The following is an 18322-nucleotide window of genomic DNA, read 5'->3' on the forward strand; positions in this document are numbered from 1 at the left end:
AATTATTGACTAATGACTTTGAGTTCAAAACTCTTTTTTGCTTCAAGTGGCTTAGTTGGCATAACATAGCTGAATTGCAGTTGAGTTTCTCCTGCCTCTTGAACCTTAAGCCACCACTCATCAGTGAACTTTCCGCCCAAAACATTCGGGTCGTCAATACCAACAACTTTGTGGTCTTTTAGAATCAGGCTGCTCTCAGAGGTTGGGCTGATAACCTGCCACTGAAAACCGCTTTTTGATTCACCTTCAAGTTTAAGGTAAATCACGTCACCAATCTTAACGGTAACTTCTTGACCGGATTTGTCACTAACATCAATCACTGTTCCGGTTTCAAACTCCTCCTGACCGACTTTGGATTCACTTGGTTTCTTAAACCAACAGCCCGTTGAAGCCATAGTCAAAATAAGCAACAGCAAAACAGTAATTTTTAGTTTGCTTTGTTGAGACATTAGCATGTTTTTAAGAGTTTAAATTGAGTAGCGAGAGAAAGTAACTACTTCAATACCGCTGCCCTGCTGCGTAAGCCACTGCTGGACTGACAATTTATCTTCTTTTATAAAAGGCTGATTCAGCAGACAAACTTCCTGATAAAATTTATTAAGTTTACCAGGAATAATCTTATCCCACATTGCTTCCGGCTTGCCTTCAGTTTTTAATTGTTCACGATAAATTTCCTTCTCACGCTCAATTTCTTCCGGCTTCACGTCTTCCGGCTTCACATATAGTGGTGACATCGCCGCAATCTGCATTGCTAGCTCGTTTCCAATCGCCGACGTACCGCCTTTTAAGGCAACAGCAGCAGCAATTTTTTTATTTGAATGGATATAAGTCCCGATTACTTCGCCTTCAACAATCTGACTGACGGTTAACTGAATATTCTCGCCAACCTTAGCAATCAATTCATTCTTAATGTTATCTTCCGCCCAAGCCTTGAATGCTGTTTCTCCAACTTCCATCAATTTTTTGGCATAGTCTTCAACTGTCTTAATAAAGCCTTCAGTTAAAGCGACAAAATCAGTTTCACAAGCCAAACCGACCGTCGCAATTTTACCTCCATTAATCACCTGTGCAATTACACCCTCGTTGGTCACCCGGTCCGATTTTTTTGCCGCCTTAACGGCGCCTTTTTTGCGCAGCACTTCAATCGCCTTATTCAAATCACCTGCCGCCTCTTCCAAGGCCGCCTTACAGTCACCGACGCCAGCGCCAGTCATTTCTCGCAATTGAGAAATTAGTTTTGTATCAATAGCCATAAACAAGTATAAATTATTTTTTATTTTATTTGCCAGACTTGGCAACTACAGGAGCAGTTTTCTTTTGAGCTTGACCTTCTTTAACAGCCGCAGCAACTAAAGAAGTTATTAATTCAATCGATTTTACCGCATCATCATTGGCCGGAATAACATAGGTTACTTTCTCCGGATTAACGTTTGTGTCACACATCGCGATAACCGGAATGTTTCGGCGATTGGCTTCTGCCACCGCGGTTTTTTCTTTCTTAACATCAACAACAAAAATCGCATCAGGTACTCGGCGCATATCTTCAATACCGCCGACAATCTTTTCCAATTTTTCAATTTCTCGTTCAAAATCCAACTTTTCTTTTTTGGTATATTTATCCAGTTCGCCAGTGGCCTGTTTCTTCTTTAGTTCAGTGTATTTTTTGGCCACTCGCGAAATTTCACCAAAATTGGTAAAGGTACCGCCAAGCCATCGTTCAGCGATAAAAGGCATCTCGCATTCGGTCGCGTACTTTTTTATAATCGGCTGAGCCTGTTTTTTAGTAGCCAAAAATAAAATAGTGCCACCATTAGCCACTATTTTCGTGACAAACTCCAAAGCCTCTTTCAGCTTCTCCTGAGTCTGTTCAAGGTTAATAATATGGAAGCCACTTTTCGAAGTGAAAATATACGGCTTCATTTTTGGGTGACGTCGTGCCAACTGGTGTCCAAAATGAACGCCAGACTTGAGCATCGTCATCAAATCCGGGATATTCGGCATAAGTTTTTTCCTTTTTATTCGCGCTAAGCGCGAAAACGTCTACTGCACCTTTAAAACTTTAGGACCCCGTAACATAGTTTTGGGGCAGGACTAAGCTTTGATAATGCAGTATGTGTGATTAATTAGTGGTTGTAGTATAAAAAATTATTTTAAAAATGTCAAGGTTTAAAACCGCCTAGTAGCCTAAAGTTGATTTTTATCCAATATTTTGTTATATATTAGTCACTACCGGCCTACATCACTTTATGTCAAACATAAACGATCAATTAAAACCGCCTAGCTCGATCAAAGTAATTGTTTTTGATTTTGACAACTGCCTCGTTTTAGACGAAAAAACCAAAACCGGTTCAGAAGAAATTAAAGATCAGGCCTGGTTTGAAATTTTTTCTGAATACGACCGTAAAGAACTAGAGGCTGTCTTAGATCAAGCCAAAAAAATAGTGGTCGGCGGGGCTGGCGACCGCAACGATATCGCCCAACAAATTTTGCGACATTTTAACCATCCAGAAGCCACTCTTGCGGCGTCGGCGATAAAAAAGTGTGACTTATTCAATCAATACGTACAAAAAAGAATCGGTGAAGTAATAATTACCCCAGCTACACGAAAAACGTTATCCGAACTCGCCAGTCAATATCCGCTTTACATCAATACCGCCACCCCCCGCGATGCCGCGCTCGAAAGTTTAAAAATCTTAAACCTTATATCATTCTTCAAAGAAGTATTTGGTCGACCAGGAACTAAAGTTGATAACCTTCAAAAAATTATTGCTGCCGAATCAGTTAACCCAATGCAGGTTCTTTTTATTGACGATCAGCCTGGCGGTTGGGACGCCGCTCAAACTGTTGGCTGTATTTTTGCTGGAATCTACACCGCTAAAAATAAATTATGGCAAAATGAAAAGCAACCGTTTCCTCTTGTTAATTCCTTAACGGAACTACCCGCACTACTCCTAAAAATTAACTACTAAACCATCGCTTTATGCGATGCCGATGTGCACCAGTATACTGATGCGCTTTTTTTATAAATAAAAAGACCCAAAAATTCTATTTTGAGTCATCGTCAGAACTAGGCATTTGCAAATTTGAACGAACGCGCCTGATTGCTGCAAGGTATTTCTTACCGTCTCCAACAAGCCGGCCAAGCCGCTCGCCAATAGTTAATTGCGACAGCCGCTGGGTTTGGCGCTCGGCCAATTCCCGAAAGGTTTCCCAGCTTTTCCGGGTCAAATCTTCAACCATTGGTTTGCGCATCGCCAACAGCACCACGAGCGCTAAAATCAAAAGCCCAAGCATCATGGCCTTAGCCGGAAACATCACGTCGCTGACCGCTTGCCGAAAAACGTCTCGCGTGTCAACAAACCCGTCGAAATCTTCTTGGGCCAGCGCGGTGGCACCAAAAACCAAAAATCCTAAAATTACCAAAGCGAGATTTCGCATCAATCAAATCCTCCATACTCACCAAAGAACTGATTTCAGACTAGTTTGATTTTCGTAAAGCGTCAACCGGATCAAGTCCAGCGGCCGCCCGGGCTGGAAATACTCCAAATACTAAACCAATTGCCAAAGAGACCGATGCTGCAATAATCATTGATTCCGGTGAAACAATAAACTTTAATGTCACGCCCTGAGAACTGGCGATTAATGAAACTAAAAATGAAAGTCCAATGCCCAATATCACCCCGATTAATGCGCCGAATAACGTAATCACAACCGCTTCCCACAAAAACTGCCATAAAATATTACTAGCCGTCGCACCCACCGCCTTACGTAAACCAATCTCGTAAGTACGTTCAGTTACTGAAACATACATGATATTCATAATTCCAATACCACCAACCAGCAACGAAATGCCAGCAATTGCCACCAGCAGCAAATTAATGGCACCAAAAATTGTTTCATAAATACTTAAGGCTTCGGCCATAGTCGTTACTGAAAAATCATCCTTGTCCGGATCAGTAATGTCGTGACGTTCACGCAACAGCGCTATGATTTCCTCGGCGGTTTCATCGGCCCGACTTTGATCGGCTACCTTATTAAAAATCATGATCACGTGATCAATGCCCATTACCTTTTTTTGCAGTGTCTGAACCGGAACATAGATAAAACTATCCATATCAAAAAAAGCAATGGCACCGCGTTTCTCCATTACTCCAATAACCCGAAATTTTTGTTTACCAACTTTAATAAACTTATCCAGCGGATCAGCGTCGCCAAATAATTTCTCTTTAATAGAATTCCCTAGCACCACTACATTAGCCAAACTAGTATCTTCCTCTTCAGTAAAAAATCTTCCGGTTTCAACCTTGGAAGCATCAATATCAACGAATGATGCCGACGCACCCCACAGCAATGCCTGTTTATTTTCATTCTCATAAGACACAATCTCCTGACCGATGATTGAAGTATAATTATTCAAAACATTAGGCAACTTTTTTATCGCCTTGGCGTCGTCAATGGTCAGGGTGGTGATTTGAATACCCTGGGCAATCCCAGCCGAATTTTCGCTTGAAGTTTTGCCGGTGTTAGGCACCTTAATTTCAACCTGAATTGCATCCGTACCGAATGTCTCTACCTGACCAACCACATACGACTTCAGTCCCTCACCGGCCGACATTACGGTAATGACCGCCGTGATGCCGATAACGATACCTAAAACCGTCAACAATGTCCGCACTTTATTAGTCCGCAAAGATCTCAACGCAACTCGAAACGGAGTTACCATGATAATCCAAAAATTAAGTTTAATTTTTTTAATAATATCCATATAAGCTACTCATGGCGCAGCGCCACAATCGGATCCAGCTTGGCCGCGCGGTACGCCGGGTAAATACCAAATGTCAAACCAATTAAAACCGAAACACCGCTGGCTAAAAATATCGAATTAAGCGTCACAATAAAATCCCATTTATACCCCAAATAGTTGGCAACCAGTGCCACAACTCCGGCGATTCCAGCACCAAAGATAATACCAATTAACCCACCGCCGAAAGCAATCACTATTGTTTCAACCAAAAATTGAATTAAAATACTGGCGTTTTTGGCGCCCACTGCCTTACGCAAACCAATTTCTCTAATTCGTTCATTGACGGAAACTAACATAATATTCATAATCCCAATACCCCCGACCACGAGCGCGATAGCAGCAATCGCCGCCAAAAAAAACTTGAGGGCGTTAGTTACCCCAGTCAAAACTTCTAGTGCTTGGGCGACGCTACGGACGGAAAAATCATCTTGGGACGGATCAGTTATTTCATGACGTTCGCGTAAAGTTGCTTTAATGTCTTCCAATGACTGGTCTAAATTTTTTTCATCATCAACTTTAGCTCTGATAAAACCAAGATGGTTTACGCCCAACAGTAACTTTTGGGCAGTGTAAAGCGGTATAAACACCTGATCATCCTGATTTTGAAAAAATGCTGAACCGCGTTCTTCCATCACTCCCACCACTCTAAAAAGTTCCCGTTTAATTTTTACGCTCTGACCAACAGGGTCAGTATCTTCAAACAGGCTCTCAGCAATCTCGCTGCCCAGCACTACCGACCGCGAAATCGAACGCTCCTCTTCTTCGGTAAAAAAATGGCCAGCACTAACTTTTGCATCTTCGACGTCAACATAATTAGCGGTCGTTCCGGTAATATTAGTGTCAACGCTACGATTTTCCCAGCTAATAGTGCCAACTCCTTTCACATAGGCAGCTGCCGCAACGACATGATGAGCATTTTCCTTCTTAGCAATCGCCAACGCGTCATCATATTTTAACGTTGTCACTGTAATACCAAGGGCTGTCGCCGGCGGTCCGTTCTCATCGGCAGCGCCCGGCAAAATACCAATCAAGTTGGAACCAATGCCTTTAATCTGATTTAAAATTAACCCCTGCGCCGAAGCGCCAATCGACATAATCACAATCACCGAAGAAATCCCAATAATCATTCCAAGCATTGTCAAAAAAGACCTCATTTTACGAGAGGCTAAATTATGAATTGACCCTTTAGTGGCTTGAACAAAATTCATAGCCTATTTACGGAGCTCGCCATCCTTAGCCGAACGGCGTTCAGACACCTGGTGATCAGAAACAATTTCACCATCTTTTAATTTAATAATCCGCCTGGCGTGTTCCGCCGTGTCCTGTTCATGAGTAACCAAAATGATCGTCCTGCCTTGTTCATTTAAATCTTCCAGAATACCCATAATTTGGGTGCCATTTTTAGAATCGAGATTACCGGTTGGCTCGTCCGCGAAAATAATTTTTGGGTTATTAATCAGCGCCCGGGCGATTGCTACACGCTGTTTTTCGCCGCCTGACAGTTGGTTAGAAAAATAATTCGCCCGGTGCTCCAGCCCAACCGCTTTAATTGCTTCTGCTGCTTTCTTACTCATCAGGCGCGCTGAGTAACCGGAATATACCAAAGGCAAAGCGACATTCTCCAACACGGTCGTTCGCGGCAACAGGTTAAACGTCTGGAACACAAAGCCGGCTTTTTTATTGCGCAAGTCAGCCAGCTTGTTGTCGTTAAATTTAGAGACATCCTCGCCGTCAAAAAAATAACTGCCTTCGGTTAAGTGATCTAAAAATCCTAAAATGTGCATCAAGGTTGATTTGCCCGAACCCGATGGCCCCATAATCGCCACAAATTCACCTTCATTAATGACAAAATCAACACCCCTCAAAACTTTCGTTTCAATTTCGTCCGTGTAATAATTCTTAATTAAATTTTTGACTTCAATTAATGGCTTGGTCATATGTTTTAATATAATAATTATACCATTTTTCAAAACAAAATTAAATTTTTTAAGGAAAATAAAGAGGGGTGCGGAAAAAGTCTTTGTGACTTTCCGCACCCCGTATTAAACACAGTGTGCATTGGCGAGTTGATTAGGAGCTCGCGGCCTCCTTTTTGCCGTCGGACTTCTTGCCGCGGCGACTGGTAGTCGTTGCCGTCGCGGGCGGCTCGACGGGAACTTCCGTCTCCTCGGCCACGACCTTGGCGGCCTGGCGCTTGGCGGCGGCCATGAACTGCTCGGCCATCGCACCCTGACGCTTCAGCGTACCGAAGGCATTCGCGAGATCCATCACGTAAGGAATGGCGTAGAACGCCAGCTTGTTGTTCGTGATCTCGATGGTGACATGGAAGCCACCGGCGAATTCCCCGGCCGACGCCTGGAAGGCGTGGCCGATGGTCATGTCCTGCGAGCTGCAGAAGATCACCTGGACGTTGCCGTCGCGGTCGATAAGCTCACGGACAAAGCCGTGCGCCTTGCCGCCGCCCTGGACCTCCTTCTTGCTCGCGGAAACCAAGTCGTAGCGGATTTCTCCCTGCGGCAGGCTGATGCAGTCGGACTTCAGGACCATGTTGGGCCGGTTGAAGTCCGTGTCGCCGAACTGAATGACGAAGCTGTTGCGGTCGCCGGGAACGACATTGATGGATGCGTGATTGTACCACACTTCCACCAGTTCCTTCTCCAGCGCGGCGATAGCCTGCTCCAGGTTGCGGACGGCTTCGGCCATGCCTTCCTGGATCGCAGCGATCTGGTCTTCCACATCGGCGCTGGATACCGTGATGCCGCTGGCATTAAGATCATCCAGCTTCTGCTTCGCCTCGCGAAGGGTCTTGAGGCGCGGGTCCTCGGTGAAGCCCGCGAGCTCGGCGCGCTTGGCCACGATCTGCTCGACGACCTTGACGGTCGCCTTGCGGTAGTCAAGCATCGGCACGGTACCGTTGGCGATTGTCAAACCCTTCACAAACGGGTCCTGACCATCGCGCCGCACCACGACGACGTTGCTGAGTTCATCGGGATGAACGGCCACCCCGATGCCGGCGAGCGTGAAAATTCCGCGCTGCTGCCGATTCTTGTCCTGCCTGTCCTGTCCTTGGTTGCTTTGGTTGCTCATGGCAAACCTTCCTTCTTGATTTTGCCTCGGCCACAAATGGCGCGAAGCGACTGGTGAAACGAACATGTTCGCCCTAACCTACACCGGCTAGAACGAAATCCATAATGGACTTTCTACAATAGCATATATGCCTATAAAAGTCAAGTTAATTAATAAATTATTGACAGTATTAAGCAAAAATACTACCATTTCTGTGGTACCTTATTTTTTGGAAACTAAATCGCAACTTGCCCGCAATAGCGCTGTATTTGGGAGGGTGTAAAATTGAATAGCAGCAATCAGACGACTGGCGAAAAACCGTCCGATCTTAACGCTAAGCCGTCGACGATCACGACGGTTGCCAGAATCGCCAAAGGTAGGTGCACCTGTTGCCAAGCTGACTTGACAGGCATTATTGCCGACATCAAAGCTGGTAAAGCCAGTATTCCCGACCATTGTCCGACGTGTGGCTCCACATTCGTCAAAAACCGAATCACGGAGCTGGTCACAACCTTTCGTTGCGGCGGATGTGGCACGTGCCTACCTGAAGGTGGCGCTACCGAAAATATCTACTGCCGGCATTGCGGCGTAATCCTTGATTGGAGTAACGTCCAACCAAAAAGAGGCTAAAGAATGTATTCTTCAAAAGCCTCTTATTTTTTTATCTAAATAAGAAAATAGCACTATTCAACCGGCATGTAGCTATCGGAATTCAAAATATCAACTTCCGGTTTCACCTCGACTTTACCTGCCGAGCCAAGCGACTCATACCAGCGAATGTCTACGGTGCGGCTCTCACCGGAATAAAACTGATCCAGTTTAATAAAATTAGCCGCAATTGGCCGGTTACCGTTTACCAGTGCCATGTATAAACCTACATTCCAGTAGCTAAAGGCCGTGTCATTTTTGATTTGAAAACTCAGCGTGCTGACCGGCAGTTCACCGCGAATGCCGGAAGAACTTGCTGGCTTAAAATTAATGTCGCTTATGGTAAAACGCAGGCGTGGCTCGCCATACGCAGCAAAATTATTAAAGCGTCGCCACTTAATCCGATTAATCTTAATTACCGGCGTAAACCCGGTGCTGACTTCTTCACCAAAAAAAGCTAGATACTTTATTTCCTGAGGATAAATAAACGAACTTTTTTCGGCAACAACGTTTGTTCCAGAAAGCAATTGAAAATCAACTTCAGCCGCAACCCAGTCCTCATTAGGATTTTGGACTTGCGCCACAAAATCATACCGCCCTTCCCTTCCTCCTAAAGCATCAAAACTTAAAATTTGAATATCAAGCGGCTTATTCGCCTGGCGAAAATAGGAATAGTCAATCAGATTAAGGCTCAAAACGCTCAAATCCTGTTTAAAATTCTTGTCCTCAACAACCAAGATCATAAGCACCTTATATAAACTATATCCATACAGCAAAACGCTAAGCAACATTAATAAGACAATCAGCGCTTGGCGCAGTCGAATCTTGTGGCTAACATACCAATAGCTTAGTTTGATTTTCCAGCCACTAACTTGATGAGGGTTTCCTGTCGCTAAAACCATAAAAATAAAAATAGGTTATTTATATTATAACACAAAATAATCTTTCGTGGGTAACCTTAATTTTCATTTGATTTTTTTTCATCAGCTCTTGAAAATTTCGACGGTTATGCTATACTTAATACAGAAAAAAATGACTAAAAATAAACAAATTTAAGCCATTTTTTAGTCATCATTGTATTGAATTTTTTTATTTTTACTCCACTTTATGTCTCCAAAAAATCAAGCTGTCGCAAAATCAAGCAAAAAAAATCTCACCGCTGGCGAAGGATCATATACTTCCAAACAAATTACTGTCCTTGAGGGCCTTGAGCCGGTGCGCAAACGACCAGGCATGTATATCGGTAACACTGCCTCTGAAGGGTTACATCACCTTATTTGGGAAGTCGTTGACAACTCCATTGACGAAGCCATGGCTGGTTTTGCCAATGAAATCATTGTTACTCTCCTGCCCGACCGCATGGTCTCGGTCTTTGACAACGGCCGCGGTATTCCGGTTGATATCCATAAAACTGCCAAAGTGTCCGCCCTGGAGGTTGTTTTGACCAAACTCCACGCTGGCGGTAAATTTGGCGACGGTGGATATAAAGTTTCCGGCGGCCTTCATGGTGTTGGTGTTTCGGTGGTTAACGCCCTGTCGGAATATACTCGAGCGGAAGTGCAGCGCGACGACAAAGTCTGGATGCAGGAGTACCGCCGCGGCAAGCCGGTTGCTAAAGTTAAACCAATCGGCAAGACCAAGAGTACCGGTACGACAATCACCTTTAAGCCGGATGCTGAAATATTCACTGTTTTAGATTTTAACTTAAACACTATCCTTGATCATTTCCGTCAGCAAGCGTATCTCACCAAAGGGATTAAAATTACAGTAATTGATCAGCGCCAACCCAAACAATCGGATTCATATTCATTCTATTTTGAGGGTGGTATCGCCTCATATATCAAATTCCTCAATCATCATGTTGAGCCAAAACATGAAAATGTTTTTTACATTGAAAAAGAACAAGATGAAATCAAAGTGGAAATTGCCCTGCAGTATAGCGATCAATATAACGAAAATATTTCCGCTTTTGCCAACAATATCACCAACCCGGAAGGTGGCTCACATATGGCGGGATTTCGAACCGCGCTCACCCGCAGTATTAATAACTACGCCCGCAAACAAGGACTGCTTAAAGAAAAAGATGAAAACTTAAGCGGTGAAGACTCACGCGAAGGCTTGACGGCGATTATTTCAATTAAAATTAAAAATCCGCAATTTGAAGGCCAAACCAAGGCTAAACTCGGCAACGCCGAAGTCAGGCCGGTGGTTGATGCCGTGATGTATGACGCCTTTAACACCTGGCTTGAAGAACATCCCCGCGACGCCGAAAGCATTGTCGGCAAATGTATTCTGGCTCAACGCGCCCGAGTTGCCGCCCGGGCCGCGCGCGAAACTGTGTTACGTAAAGGCGCTTTAGAAGGCTTAACCTTGCCCGGTAAACTCGCTGACTGCTCTTCGCGCGACGCCTCTAGATCAGAGCTCTATATCGTTGAGGGAGACTCCGCCGGCGGTTCGGCCAAACAAGGCCGCAACCGAGAGTTCCAGGCAATTTTGCCATTGCGCGGAAAAATTCTAAACGTTGAAAAGGCGCGACTTGATAAACTGCTTGCTAACAACGAAATTAAATCATTAGTTATTGCTCTTGGAACCAACATCGGCGAGCAATTTGATATCACTAAACTTCGCTATGACCGAATCATCATGATGACCGATGCTGATGTTGATGGTTCTCACATCCGAACCCTGCTTTTAACTTTGTTCTACCGCTATTTCCCGGAGTTAATAAAACAAGGCCATCTCTATATTGCCCAGCCGCCGCTTTATAGCGTGCGAAAAGGCAAAGAGGTTACCTGGCTTTATTCCGATGAGGACTTAGAAAATTTCCGCAAACAACACAAAATCAGTGACGAGGACTTAGCGGCACCGATTGAAACAGGAGAAGATAATCCAGAAACCGAAGAAGAGGTTGCCGCCAAGGCTAAATCTCTAAGCCCGGCCAAATTCAACATTCAGCGTTATAAAGGTTTGGGTGAAATGAATCCTGATCAGCTTTGGGAAACAACAATGGATCCACAGACCAGAATTATGAAGCAAGTGACTATTATGGATGCTGCCAAGGCTGATGAAGTCTTTGATATTTTGATGGGCTCTGAAGTCGCGCCACGCAAACAGTTTATCCACGCTCACGCCAAAAACGTCAAAAACCTGGATATCTAAAAAAATTTAACAAAAAAATAAAAAAGGGCTTGATTCGAAGTTACGCGAATAAAGCCCTTTTGCTTTTAGCGGCTAAAGCCGCTGAAGTTCCCCAAAGGTCAAGTCATCAGGCAGCAGTGCCCGATGAAACCCTTTGTAATCAGCGTCGTTGATCGGACGCATGGTTTTGAAATGGACCTGTTCGGCCTGGCTGGAAAACTGTAAACTTTCCGTAATTTTTTTGGTCAACGTATCAACCAAATCCTCAAGACCTAAAACTTCCGGATGATTTCTCATGAACCAGACCAACTGGTCTCGGATGTGTTCCGTCTGGCGAATTGCCGACGAGCCAATCATAATATCGGGATTAAGTCTGACCGATCCGCAAATGCCGCCAGACATCACAATCACTAGCGATGGCTTGCCGCACTTACTACAGGTAATAGTCATGACTCCTGAGACAATTTCAATTTGCAGCGGAACGCCGCAATGAGAACAACGCATCATCGCCGTTGTTTTCATAGTGCCACCCTCCATTGGTGCAAGTATTATTATTGTAGATACGGTCGAAAAAATAAGTCAACTAATTAAAAATAAAGATGCTTGACAAAACAAAAATAAAATTGCTATAATAGTACTACAATCAATAACCCCCAAAAGGGGGTTTTAAAATCCTTGCAAATTTTGACTAATTTTAGCAAATATGAATATTATTAACCGCTTAGTGAACTATCTAAAAGCTTCACAACTGGAGCTTAAAAAAGTAGTATGGCCTTCCAAAAAGGAAGTTATTACCCACACCATGCTGGTAATCGGCATTAGTGTCGGCGTGGCTTTATTTTTGGGCGTTACCGACTACGTCTTAACGCTGCTATTGGACATCCTGCTTTAATTTTAAAACTATGCCAAAACAAACACTACAACAAGGTCGTCGCTGGTACGTCATCCATACCTACTCCGGTTACGAGGAAAACGTCAAACGAAACCTCGAACAGCGTATTGAATCAATGGATATGGAAGATAAAATTTTTAATGTTTTGATCCCTACCGAAAAAAAGATCAAGATTAAAAACGGCAAACGTAAAGTAGTAACTGAGAAAATCTTTCCTGGCTACGTCCTGGTTGAAATGGTTGTTGATGATAACTCCTGGTACGTCGTGCGAAACACCCCGAACGTTACCGGTTTCATCGGTTCTGGCACTACCCCAACCCCCATTTCTGAAAGTGAAATTAAAAACTTACAGAAACGAATGGGTGTTGAAGAACCAACCTTCAAAATTGATGTCACTGTCGGCGCGCCAGTTCGAATCACCGACGGCCCGTTCAAAGGTTATGAAGGTAAAGTCAATAAAATTGATGAGGATCGCGGTAAAATTAAAGTCTTGGTTTCGATGTTTGGCCGCGAAACGCCAGTTGAGCTCGATTTCCTACAAGTTAAAAAAATCTAATGCAAAATTATAATTATCTAACCTTATGGCTAAGAAAGTAAAAACAGTTATTAAACTGCAAATCACCGGGGGGCAAGCTAATCCAGCACCACCAGTTGGTCCGGCGCTCGGTCAGCATGGTTTAAACATTGCTGAATTCTGTCAGCGTTTTAATGAGGCAACCCGCGATCGTCAGGGCGAAGTGACACCGGTTGAAATCACTGTCTATGAAGATCGAACTTATAGTTTTATCACTAAAACCCCTCCTGCCGCTGAACTACTAAAGAAAGTGGCCGGCGTGCCCAAGGGTTCAGGCGAGCCGCTTAAGAAAAAAATCGGCAAAATCACCCGGGCTCAGATTAAAGATATCGCTCAAAAGAAAATGCCCGATTTAAACGCCAAAGATATCGAAGGCGCAATGAAGATTATTGAAGGCACTGCCCGACAGATGGGCTTGGAAGTTGTTGACTAAATTACTAATTAATTTGCGGGACCCTGAAAATTAATCAGGGGTTTGTACCGCGAAAGGAAACATCATATGAAACGTTCAAAGCGTTATCAGGAATTAATCAAAAAGGTTGATAAGACAAAAGTCTATTCAATCGAAGAAGCAATTAAATTGATCAAAGAAACGGGAAAAACTAAGTTTGATAGTTCCGTTGAAGTCCACGCCCGGCTCGGGATTGATCCCAAAAAAAGTGATCAGCAGGTCCGCGGCGCGGTCAGTCTTCCCCATGGCACCGGCAAAACCAAAAGAATCGCCGCTTTCGTCATGCCTGACAAAGAAAAAGAGGCCAAAGAAGCCGGCGCTGACGTTGTTGGCGGTCAAGAGTTGATTGAAGAAATCAAAAAAACCGGCAAGTGCGACTTTGACGTTGCCGTTGCCACTCCAGACATCATGCCAAAAATGGCTGTTGTCGCCAAAACCCTTGGACCACGAGGATTAATGCCGTCGCCGAAAAATGAAACAATTACGACAAATCTTAAAAAAACCATTGGCGAACTGAAAAAAGGCAAAGTTAGCTTCAAAAATGATGACACCTCAAACGTTCACCAGATTATTGGCAAAGTTTCATTTGACGATAAACAGCTGTTAGAAAATTATACCGCTTTCATTGACGTCTTAAAAAAATCAAAGCCGTCTTCAGCAAAAGGAACTTTCATCCAAAATGTCAGTATTAGCTCAACAATGGGTCCTGGCATTAAAGTTCAACTCTAAAAATCCCTTGAAATCTTGAAAAACTCCGCCTTCAGCTTGGCGGAGTTTTTGATTGGGAATTCTGGCTCTTTTAATGGTAAAAAACTAAAAAATTTTTATTTGCCAAAAGCAACTAAAATCTGTTAAAATATACTCGTTATTAGTAACATTCTTGTCAAAAATTATGGCTGAAGAACGCAAGCATTATCGTCCAAATTGGGATGACTATTTCATGGCAATTGCCAAAATAGTGGCGGCTAGAGGAACCTGCGACCGACTCTACGCCTCAGCGGTTTTGGTGAAAGACAACAGAATAATCTCAACCGGTTATAATGGTTCGCCGCCAGGTTTGCCCCACTGTAATGATGTTGGCCATTTAATGGAAGAGGGCCACTGTGTCCGCACAATTCATGCCGAACATAATGCAATTTTACAAGCGGCCGCCCAGGGTGGTACCAGTACCATCGGCTCAACCATCTACATGAAATACAGCCCATGCATTCACTGCACTAAATATATTATCTCAGCCGGCATAAAAAGGGTTGTGTTTGAAAAAATTTATCGCAATCAAAAAGTTACCGAAATGTTCAAACAGGCAGGCGTTGTTGTTGAAGAATACAAATCAAATCCGGCCTGGCAGGAAGAAATCCTCAAAATATTTTCCGAAGAAACACCAACTCGCATTAATGAGGGCGAAGTTAAATTGGAGGAAAAAAATGAAGCCTAAAATAATTATCGGCCTCATTGGTGAATTGGCCGCTGGCAAAGGCACTATTACCCGCTACTTAAAAGAAAATCATCAGGCTGTTAGCTTTCGCTTTTCCGATCCCCTGCGCGAAACCTTAAATATTTTTGATCTTGATGTCTCGCGCGAAAACATGCAGAACATCTCAACGATGCTACGAACAAACTTCGGCGAAAATATTCTGGCTAAAGCCATTGCGAAAAAGGTTCGCGAAGGAGATGATAACTTCATTGTAATTGACGGCGTCAGGCGCCACACCGATCTAGAAAATTTAAGCGACGTACCGGGTTTTAATCTCGTATATATCACTGCCGATCAAAAAATTCGGCACGATCGCTATGTCAAACGAAACGAGAATGTTGGCGACGATAAAATGACTTTTGCCGATTTTCAAATCAAAGAACAGGCCGAAGCCGACCGACAGATTCCTGAAGTCGCCAAATCAGCCAACTATAAAATAAACAACGACGGTTCGCTAGAACAGCTATATCAGCAAATTGAAGATACCATTAAAAAAATAAATGAAAATTAAAGTCAAAAGATTAAACCCAGAAGCTCAACTCCCCTCATATGCCCATCCCGGAGATGTCGGGCTTGATCTATATGCACTGGAAAATTATCAGCTGTTACCTGGGGAAAACAAGATCTTTTTCTTGGGCTTTGCCCTGGAGTTTCCTGAAGGCTACGCGGCGATTGTTAAGGATAAAAGCAGTCTGCCAAAGAACGGCAAAATTCACACCATGGGCGGCGTCTATGACGCCGGGTATCGGGGAGAATACAATGTCAACCTAATTAATCTAGGTGATAAACCATACTTAATTGAAAAAGGAAATAAAATTGCTCAATTACTAATTATGCCGGTTGTCTTAGCCGAACTGGAAACTGTTGACCAGTTAAGCGAAACTAGTCGCGGCGAGGGTCGGTTCGGATCAACCGGAAAATAAAAAAATATGGAGGACAAAAAAGTATTTTATATTATTGCCATAGTAATTATACTGGCTTTAATTGTAACCGGGGTAATCCTGCTATTTTTTTATTTTCAAAAAACCAGTACCACCCCTGATCCCAATGCAGTCGCAAACGTCAATCAGAATCAAACTGCCGGAACCCTGCCAAATAACCAAACAGTTGGCGATCCAAATGACCCCAATAACGCCGCTGCCGCCTCTTTAGCCAAAGAAAAACAATTTATTTCATCATTCTGGCGTCCGAGCGAAATCAGCTTTAACCCAAGCCTGCCAACTTACCAGACTCCCATTACTGAAATCAAAAATCAAATTGTTAATTATCGAGACTTTTCAAGAAAAATTGATGTTGAATCTAGTCTCGAAAAATTAGCAGCAAATAGTTTCGTCGTCATCGCAGATCCGTTCAAATCGCAGTCATCTGACTGGGAAACAAGTTATAAATTAATCAGGGAAAACGAGTTGCCCATATTTATCAGCACCGATTCTGTAGCCGGAGTATATCAAACCACTTTGCATGTTATCTATAAAGAAATTGAACAAGATATTTTTTATCCGTCGCTTTGGAAATTACTAAACCAACTTTACCAGAAAAATAAAGCACGCTATGACCAAAAGCTCAAACAATTTGGTATTCAAACTGACTTACTGACTGAAGCTAACCGCCTTGAATTGTCCTACCTAGCCGTGGCTCTCAAACTCCTCCAGCCGGATGTGGCTCAAATTAGAGAGCCGCTCTCAACTGATGACAATAAATTTTTTACGCCCCAAGAAGCAGGTCAATATGCTTTTAACATCCCCGATTATCTTGATAAAGAAGTGACTGGCGAAATTGAATTAATTACCAAAAAAATCAAGGGTGCTGAATCAAAGGTTTTTCTTTATCCAAAAAATTATCAAGTTTTTGACGTTCCTGAACAATATCGTACTTCAGAAAAACTCAAAAATTATTACCTGGCGATCACCTGGCTCAACGAAGGATTTTTCCCGCTCTGGCATCAGGATAATGACTGTGCTGATTGTCTACTTGACGAACAAGATCATCAGATCAACTTGGTGGCAGCACTGTTGCTCAGCACCGATCTAGCCAGTGATCAAAATCTTAAAAACAGTTGGGCTAATATTTATAAATCAATTTCCTTTTTCAGAGGCTTGGAATCAAACTTAACTTACATTGACTATGCCCAATCACTAAAAAATATTTTTGGGGATGACTACGATATTGAACAATTATTTAGCGCTGACAATGCCACCGTTAAAGAACGAATCAGTCTTATCCAAGAAGCACTTGGCTCCGTCACATTTTTGAGTGCACTTGGTGGCGATAACCAGTCCAAACCAAATACTGGCCTGCGCCTGCTTAGAAACTACCATCTATTAGAAAATAAACTCTTTAACCGATTAACCTATCAGGCTACCGGAGAATATCTTGGCGAAACTAAAAATGTTGTCTTGCCATTCACCGGTTGTAATGTTGAAAAATTATTCCTACGATGCTGGCCGACCAGCCTTGATTTATTCAACCTGCTTGGCAATCAAACAGCTGCTAATATCTTAAGCGAGAATAAAAATAATCTTTACCAAAATTACCAGCCCAACCTTAACCAGCTTAAAGAGGAGCTGACAAAATTTGATCAAAATACCTGGCATGATAATGCATACTTAAGCCTGTTGTCGGCATTACAAAAAATCAATCATGATAACACTGCTGGTTACCCGGTTTTTATGACAACTGACGCTTGGCGGAAAAAAACTTTAACTACCAGTCTCGGAGCCTGGGTTGATTTTCACAAAGAAATAAACTTTGAGCGGTCAGAAACAAAAGAAAGTGGCGGCTTGGGTTCTTACTTTCCATACGGCTATGTCGAACCGCAGGTGGCGTTTTATGGTGAATTGCTTAGCAACGTAAAAATGATTATTGAGGGTTTTAATACCTTGCAAATAATCTCACCCGTCAGCCGCTCATACGAACGGCTTAATAACTTAAAAATTACGCTTGAAAAGTTAGCCGACATTTCAAAAAAAGAATTAGAAAATACTTCGCTTGAACAGACTGATTACGAATTTATTAATAATTTCAACAAACATATCCGAACCTTTATTGGTGACGTCCGCAAAGAAAGCATCCAAAATACTCATACTCTCAGATTCCCGCTAGAAAATAATCGGCTCCTTGATCAAAAAAATAAAGGGCTTGATTATTTGATCGTCGCTTATCCGAATTCTACGGGGCAGTTGTTTTTCGCCATTGGTCCGGTGTATAGTTTCACCGAGGAAAAAAATGGCGGAGCCGCCTCAACTAATTGGCAAACCGACTATAAAATAAAGTAA

Annotated in this window: 21 protein-coding genes; 11 read left to right on the forward strand and 10 right to left on the reverse strand. The window is 43.1% G+C overall.

The genetic code is table 11. The features are described 5' to 3' along the window. Positions 1–2 precede the first annotated feature (2 nt). From HUU49_02290 to rpsB, 3 genes are read right to left on the reverse strand one after another with little or no spacing between them, the layout of a single operon-like run. Complete coding sequence (locus HUU49_02290; GenBank protein ID NUM25435.1) at positions 3–455, reverse strand: protease inhibitor I42 family protein; 453 nt, start codon at positions 453–455, stop codon at positions 3–5. Positions 456–467: 12 nt separating this feature from the next. Then, positions 468–1253 (reverse strand): elongation factor Ts, encoded by a 786-nt coding sequence (locus tag HUU49_02295; protein ID NUM25436.1) that lies wholly within the window; start codon positions 1251–1253, stop codon positions 468–470. A 25-nt stretch (positions 1254–1278) separates the two neighbouring features. After that, positions 1279–2001: a 30S ribosomal protein S2 gene (gene rpsB, locus HUU49_02300; protein ID NUM25437.1), complete on the reverse strand. Its 723-nt coding sequence runs from the start codon at positions 1999–2001 to the stop codon at positions 1279–1281. Positions 2002–2246: 245 nt separating this feature from the next. On the opposite strand from rpsB, the gene HUU49_02305 reads away from it, so the two are divergent. After that, positions 2247–2969, forward strand: a complete 723-nt coding sequence (locus HUU49_02305; protein NUM25438.1) for an HAD family hydrolase — start codon at positions 2247–2249, stop codon at positions 2967–2969. A gap of 76 nt (positions 2970–3045) precedes the next feature. Here the strand turns inward: HUU49_02305 and HUU49_02310 are convergent, their stop codons facing one another. The 5 genes from HUU49_02310 to HUU49_02330 form a co-directional block, all read right to left on the reverse strand. Beyond that, positions 3046–3438 carry a hypothetical protein gene (locus HUU49_02310; protein NUM25439.1) on the reverse strand — a complete coding sequence of 131 codons (393 nt, stop codon included), beginning with the start codon at positions 3436–3438 and terminating at the stop codon, positions 3046–3048. Between the two features lie 40 nt (positions 3439–3478). Next, a complete protein-coding gene (locus HUU49_02315; protein ID NUM25440.1) occupies positions 3479–4765 on the reverse strand; it encodes an ABC transporter permease in 1287 nt (428 codons plus the stop codon). Between the two features lie 5 nt (positions 4766–4770). After that, positions 4771–6012 carry an ABC transporter permease gene (locus HUU49_02320; GenBank protein ID NUM25441.1) on the reverse strand — a complete coding sequence of 414 codons (1242 nt, stop codon included), beginning with the start codon at positions 6010–6012 and terminating at the stop codon, positions 4771–4773. A 3-nt stretch (positions 6013–6015) separates the two neighbouring features. After that, positions 6016–6741, reverse strand: a complete 726-nt coding sequence (locus HUU49_02325; GenBank protein NUM25442.1) for an ABC transporter ATP-binding protein — start codon at positions 6739–6741, stop codon at positions 6016–6018. Between the two features lie 133 nt (positions 6742–6874). Further along, positions 6875–7891 carry a hypothetical protein gene (locus HUU49_02330; protein NUM25443.1) on the reverse strand — a complete coding sequence of 339 codons (1017 nt, stop codon included), beginning with the start codon at positions 7889–7891 and terminating at the stop codon, positions 6875–6877. 264 nt (positions 7892–8155) lie between these two features. Between HUU49_02330 and HUU49_02335 the strand changes: the two genes are divergently transcribed. After that, on the forward strand, positions 8156–8500 hold the full coding sequence (locus tag HUU49_02335) for a hypothetical protein (GenBank protein NUM25444.1): 345 nt from the start codon (positions 8156–8158) through the stop codon (positions 8498–8500). Between the two features lie 53 nt (positions 8501–8553). Here HUU49_02335 and HUU49_02340 read toward each other — a convergent pair whose 3' ends face one another. Continuing rightward, positions 8554–9420: a hypothetical protein gene (locus tag HUU49_02340; GenBank protein NUM25445.1), complete on the reverse strand. Its 867-nt coding sequence runs from the start codon at positions 9418–9420 to the stop codon at positions 8554–8556. Between the two features lie 205 nt (positions 9421–9625). Here HUU49_02340 and gyrB point away from each other — a divergent pair, with 205 nt between their 5' ends. Beyond that, positions 9626–11677: a DNA topoisomerase (ATP-hydrolyzing) subunit B gene (gene gyrB / locus HUU49_02345; GenBank protein NUM25446.1), complete on the forward strand. Its 2052-nt coding sequence runs from the start codon at positions 9626–9628 to the stop codon at positions 11675–11677. 72 nt (positions 11678–11749) lie between these two features. Here the strand turns inward: gyrB and HUU49_02350 are convergent, their stop codons facing one another. Continuing rightward, positions 11750–12178 (reverse strand): hypothetical protein, encoded by a 429-nt coding sequence (locus tag HUU49_02350; GenBank protein ID NUM25447.1) that lies wholly within the window; start codon positions 12176–12178, stop codon positions 11750–11752. A gap of 190 nt (positions 12179–12368) precedes the next feature. On the opposite strand from HUU49_02350, the gene secE reads away from it, so the two are divergent. The 8 genes from secE to HUU49_02390 all read left to right on the forward strand — a co-directional run bounded on the left by secE (position 12369) and on the right by HUU49_02390 (position 18322). Next, positions 12369–12548, forward strand: a complete 180-nt coding sequence (secE, locus tag HUU49_02355; GenBank protein NUM25448.1) for a preprotein translocase subunit SecE — start codon at positions 12369–12371, stop codon at positions 12546–12548. Between the two features lie 10 nt (positions 12549–12558). Then, entirely contained in the window at positions 12559–13104 is a 546-nt protein-coding gene (nusG, locus tag HUU49_02360; GenBank protein NUM25449.1) for a transcription termination/antitermination protein NusG, read from the forward strand. Positions 13105–13129: 25 nt separating this feature from the next. Further along, entirely contained in the window at positions 13130–13555 is a 426-nt protein-coding gene (gene rplK, locus HUU49_02365; GenBank protein ID NUM25450.1) for a 50S ribosomal protein L11, read from the forward strand. A 66-nt stretch (positions 13556–13621) separates the two neighbouring features. Next, positions 13622–14302, forward strand: a complete 681-nt coding sequence (rplA, locus tag HUU49_02370) for a 50S ribosomal protein L1 (protein NUM25451.1) — start codon at positions 13622–13624, stop codon at positions 14300–14302. A gap of 163 nt (positions 14303–14465) precedes the next feature. Further along, the gene (locus HUU49_02375) at positions 14466–15008 is read left to right on the forward strand and encodes a dCMP deaminase (protein NUM25452.1); all 543 of its coding nucleotides are present in this window, start codon (positions 14466–14468) and stop codon (positions 15006–15008) included. Then, complete coding sequence (locus tag HUU49_02380; GenBank protein NUM25453.1) at positions 14998–15558, forward strand: AAA family ATPase; 561 nt, start codon at positions 14998–15000, stop codon at positions 15556–15558. Before HUU49_02375 ends, HUU49_02380 begins: the two co-directional genes overlap by 11 nt. Next, on the forward strand, positions 15548–15970 hold the full coding sequence (dut, locus tag HUU49_02385) for a dUTP diphosphatase (protein NUM25454.1): 423 nt from the start codon (positions 15548–15550) through the stop codon (positions 15968–15970). The genes HUU49_02380 and dut overlap by 11 nt, the downstream gene beginning before the upstream one ends. 6 nt (positions 15971–15976) lie before the next feature. Beyond that, the gene (locus tag HUU49_02390; GenBank protein ID NUM25455.1) at positions 15977–18322 is read left to right on the forward strand and encodes a DUF3160 domain-containing protein; all 2346 of its coding nucleotides are present in this window, start codon (positions 15977–15979) and stop codon (positions 18320–18322) included.

The organism is Candidatus Buchananbacteria bacterium (assembly GCA_013359225.1).
Taxonomy (GTDB): Bacteria; Patescibacteriota; Patescibacteriia; order Buchananbacterales; family UBA6539; genus JABWCG01.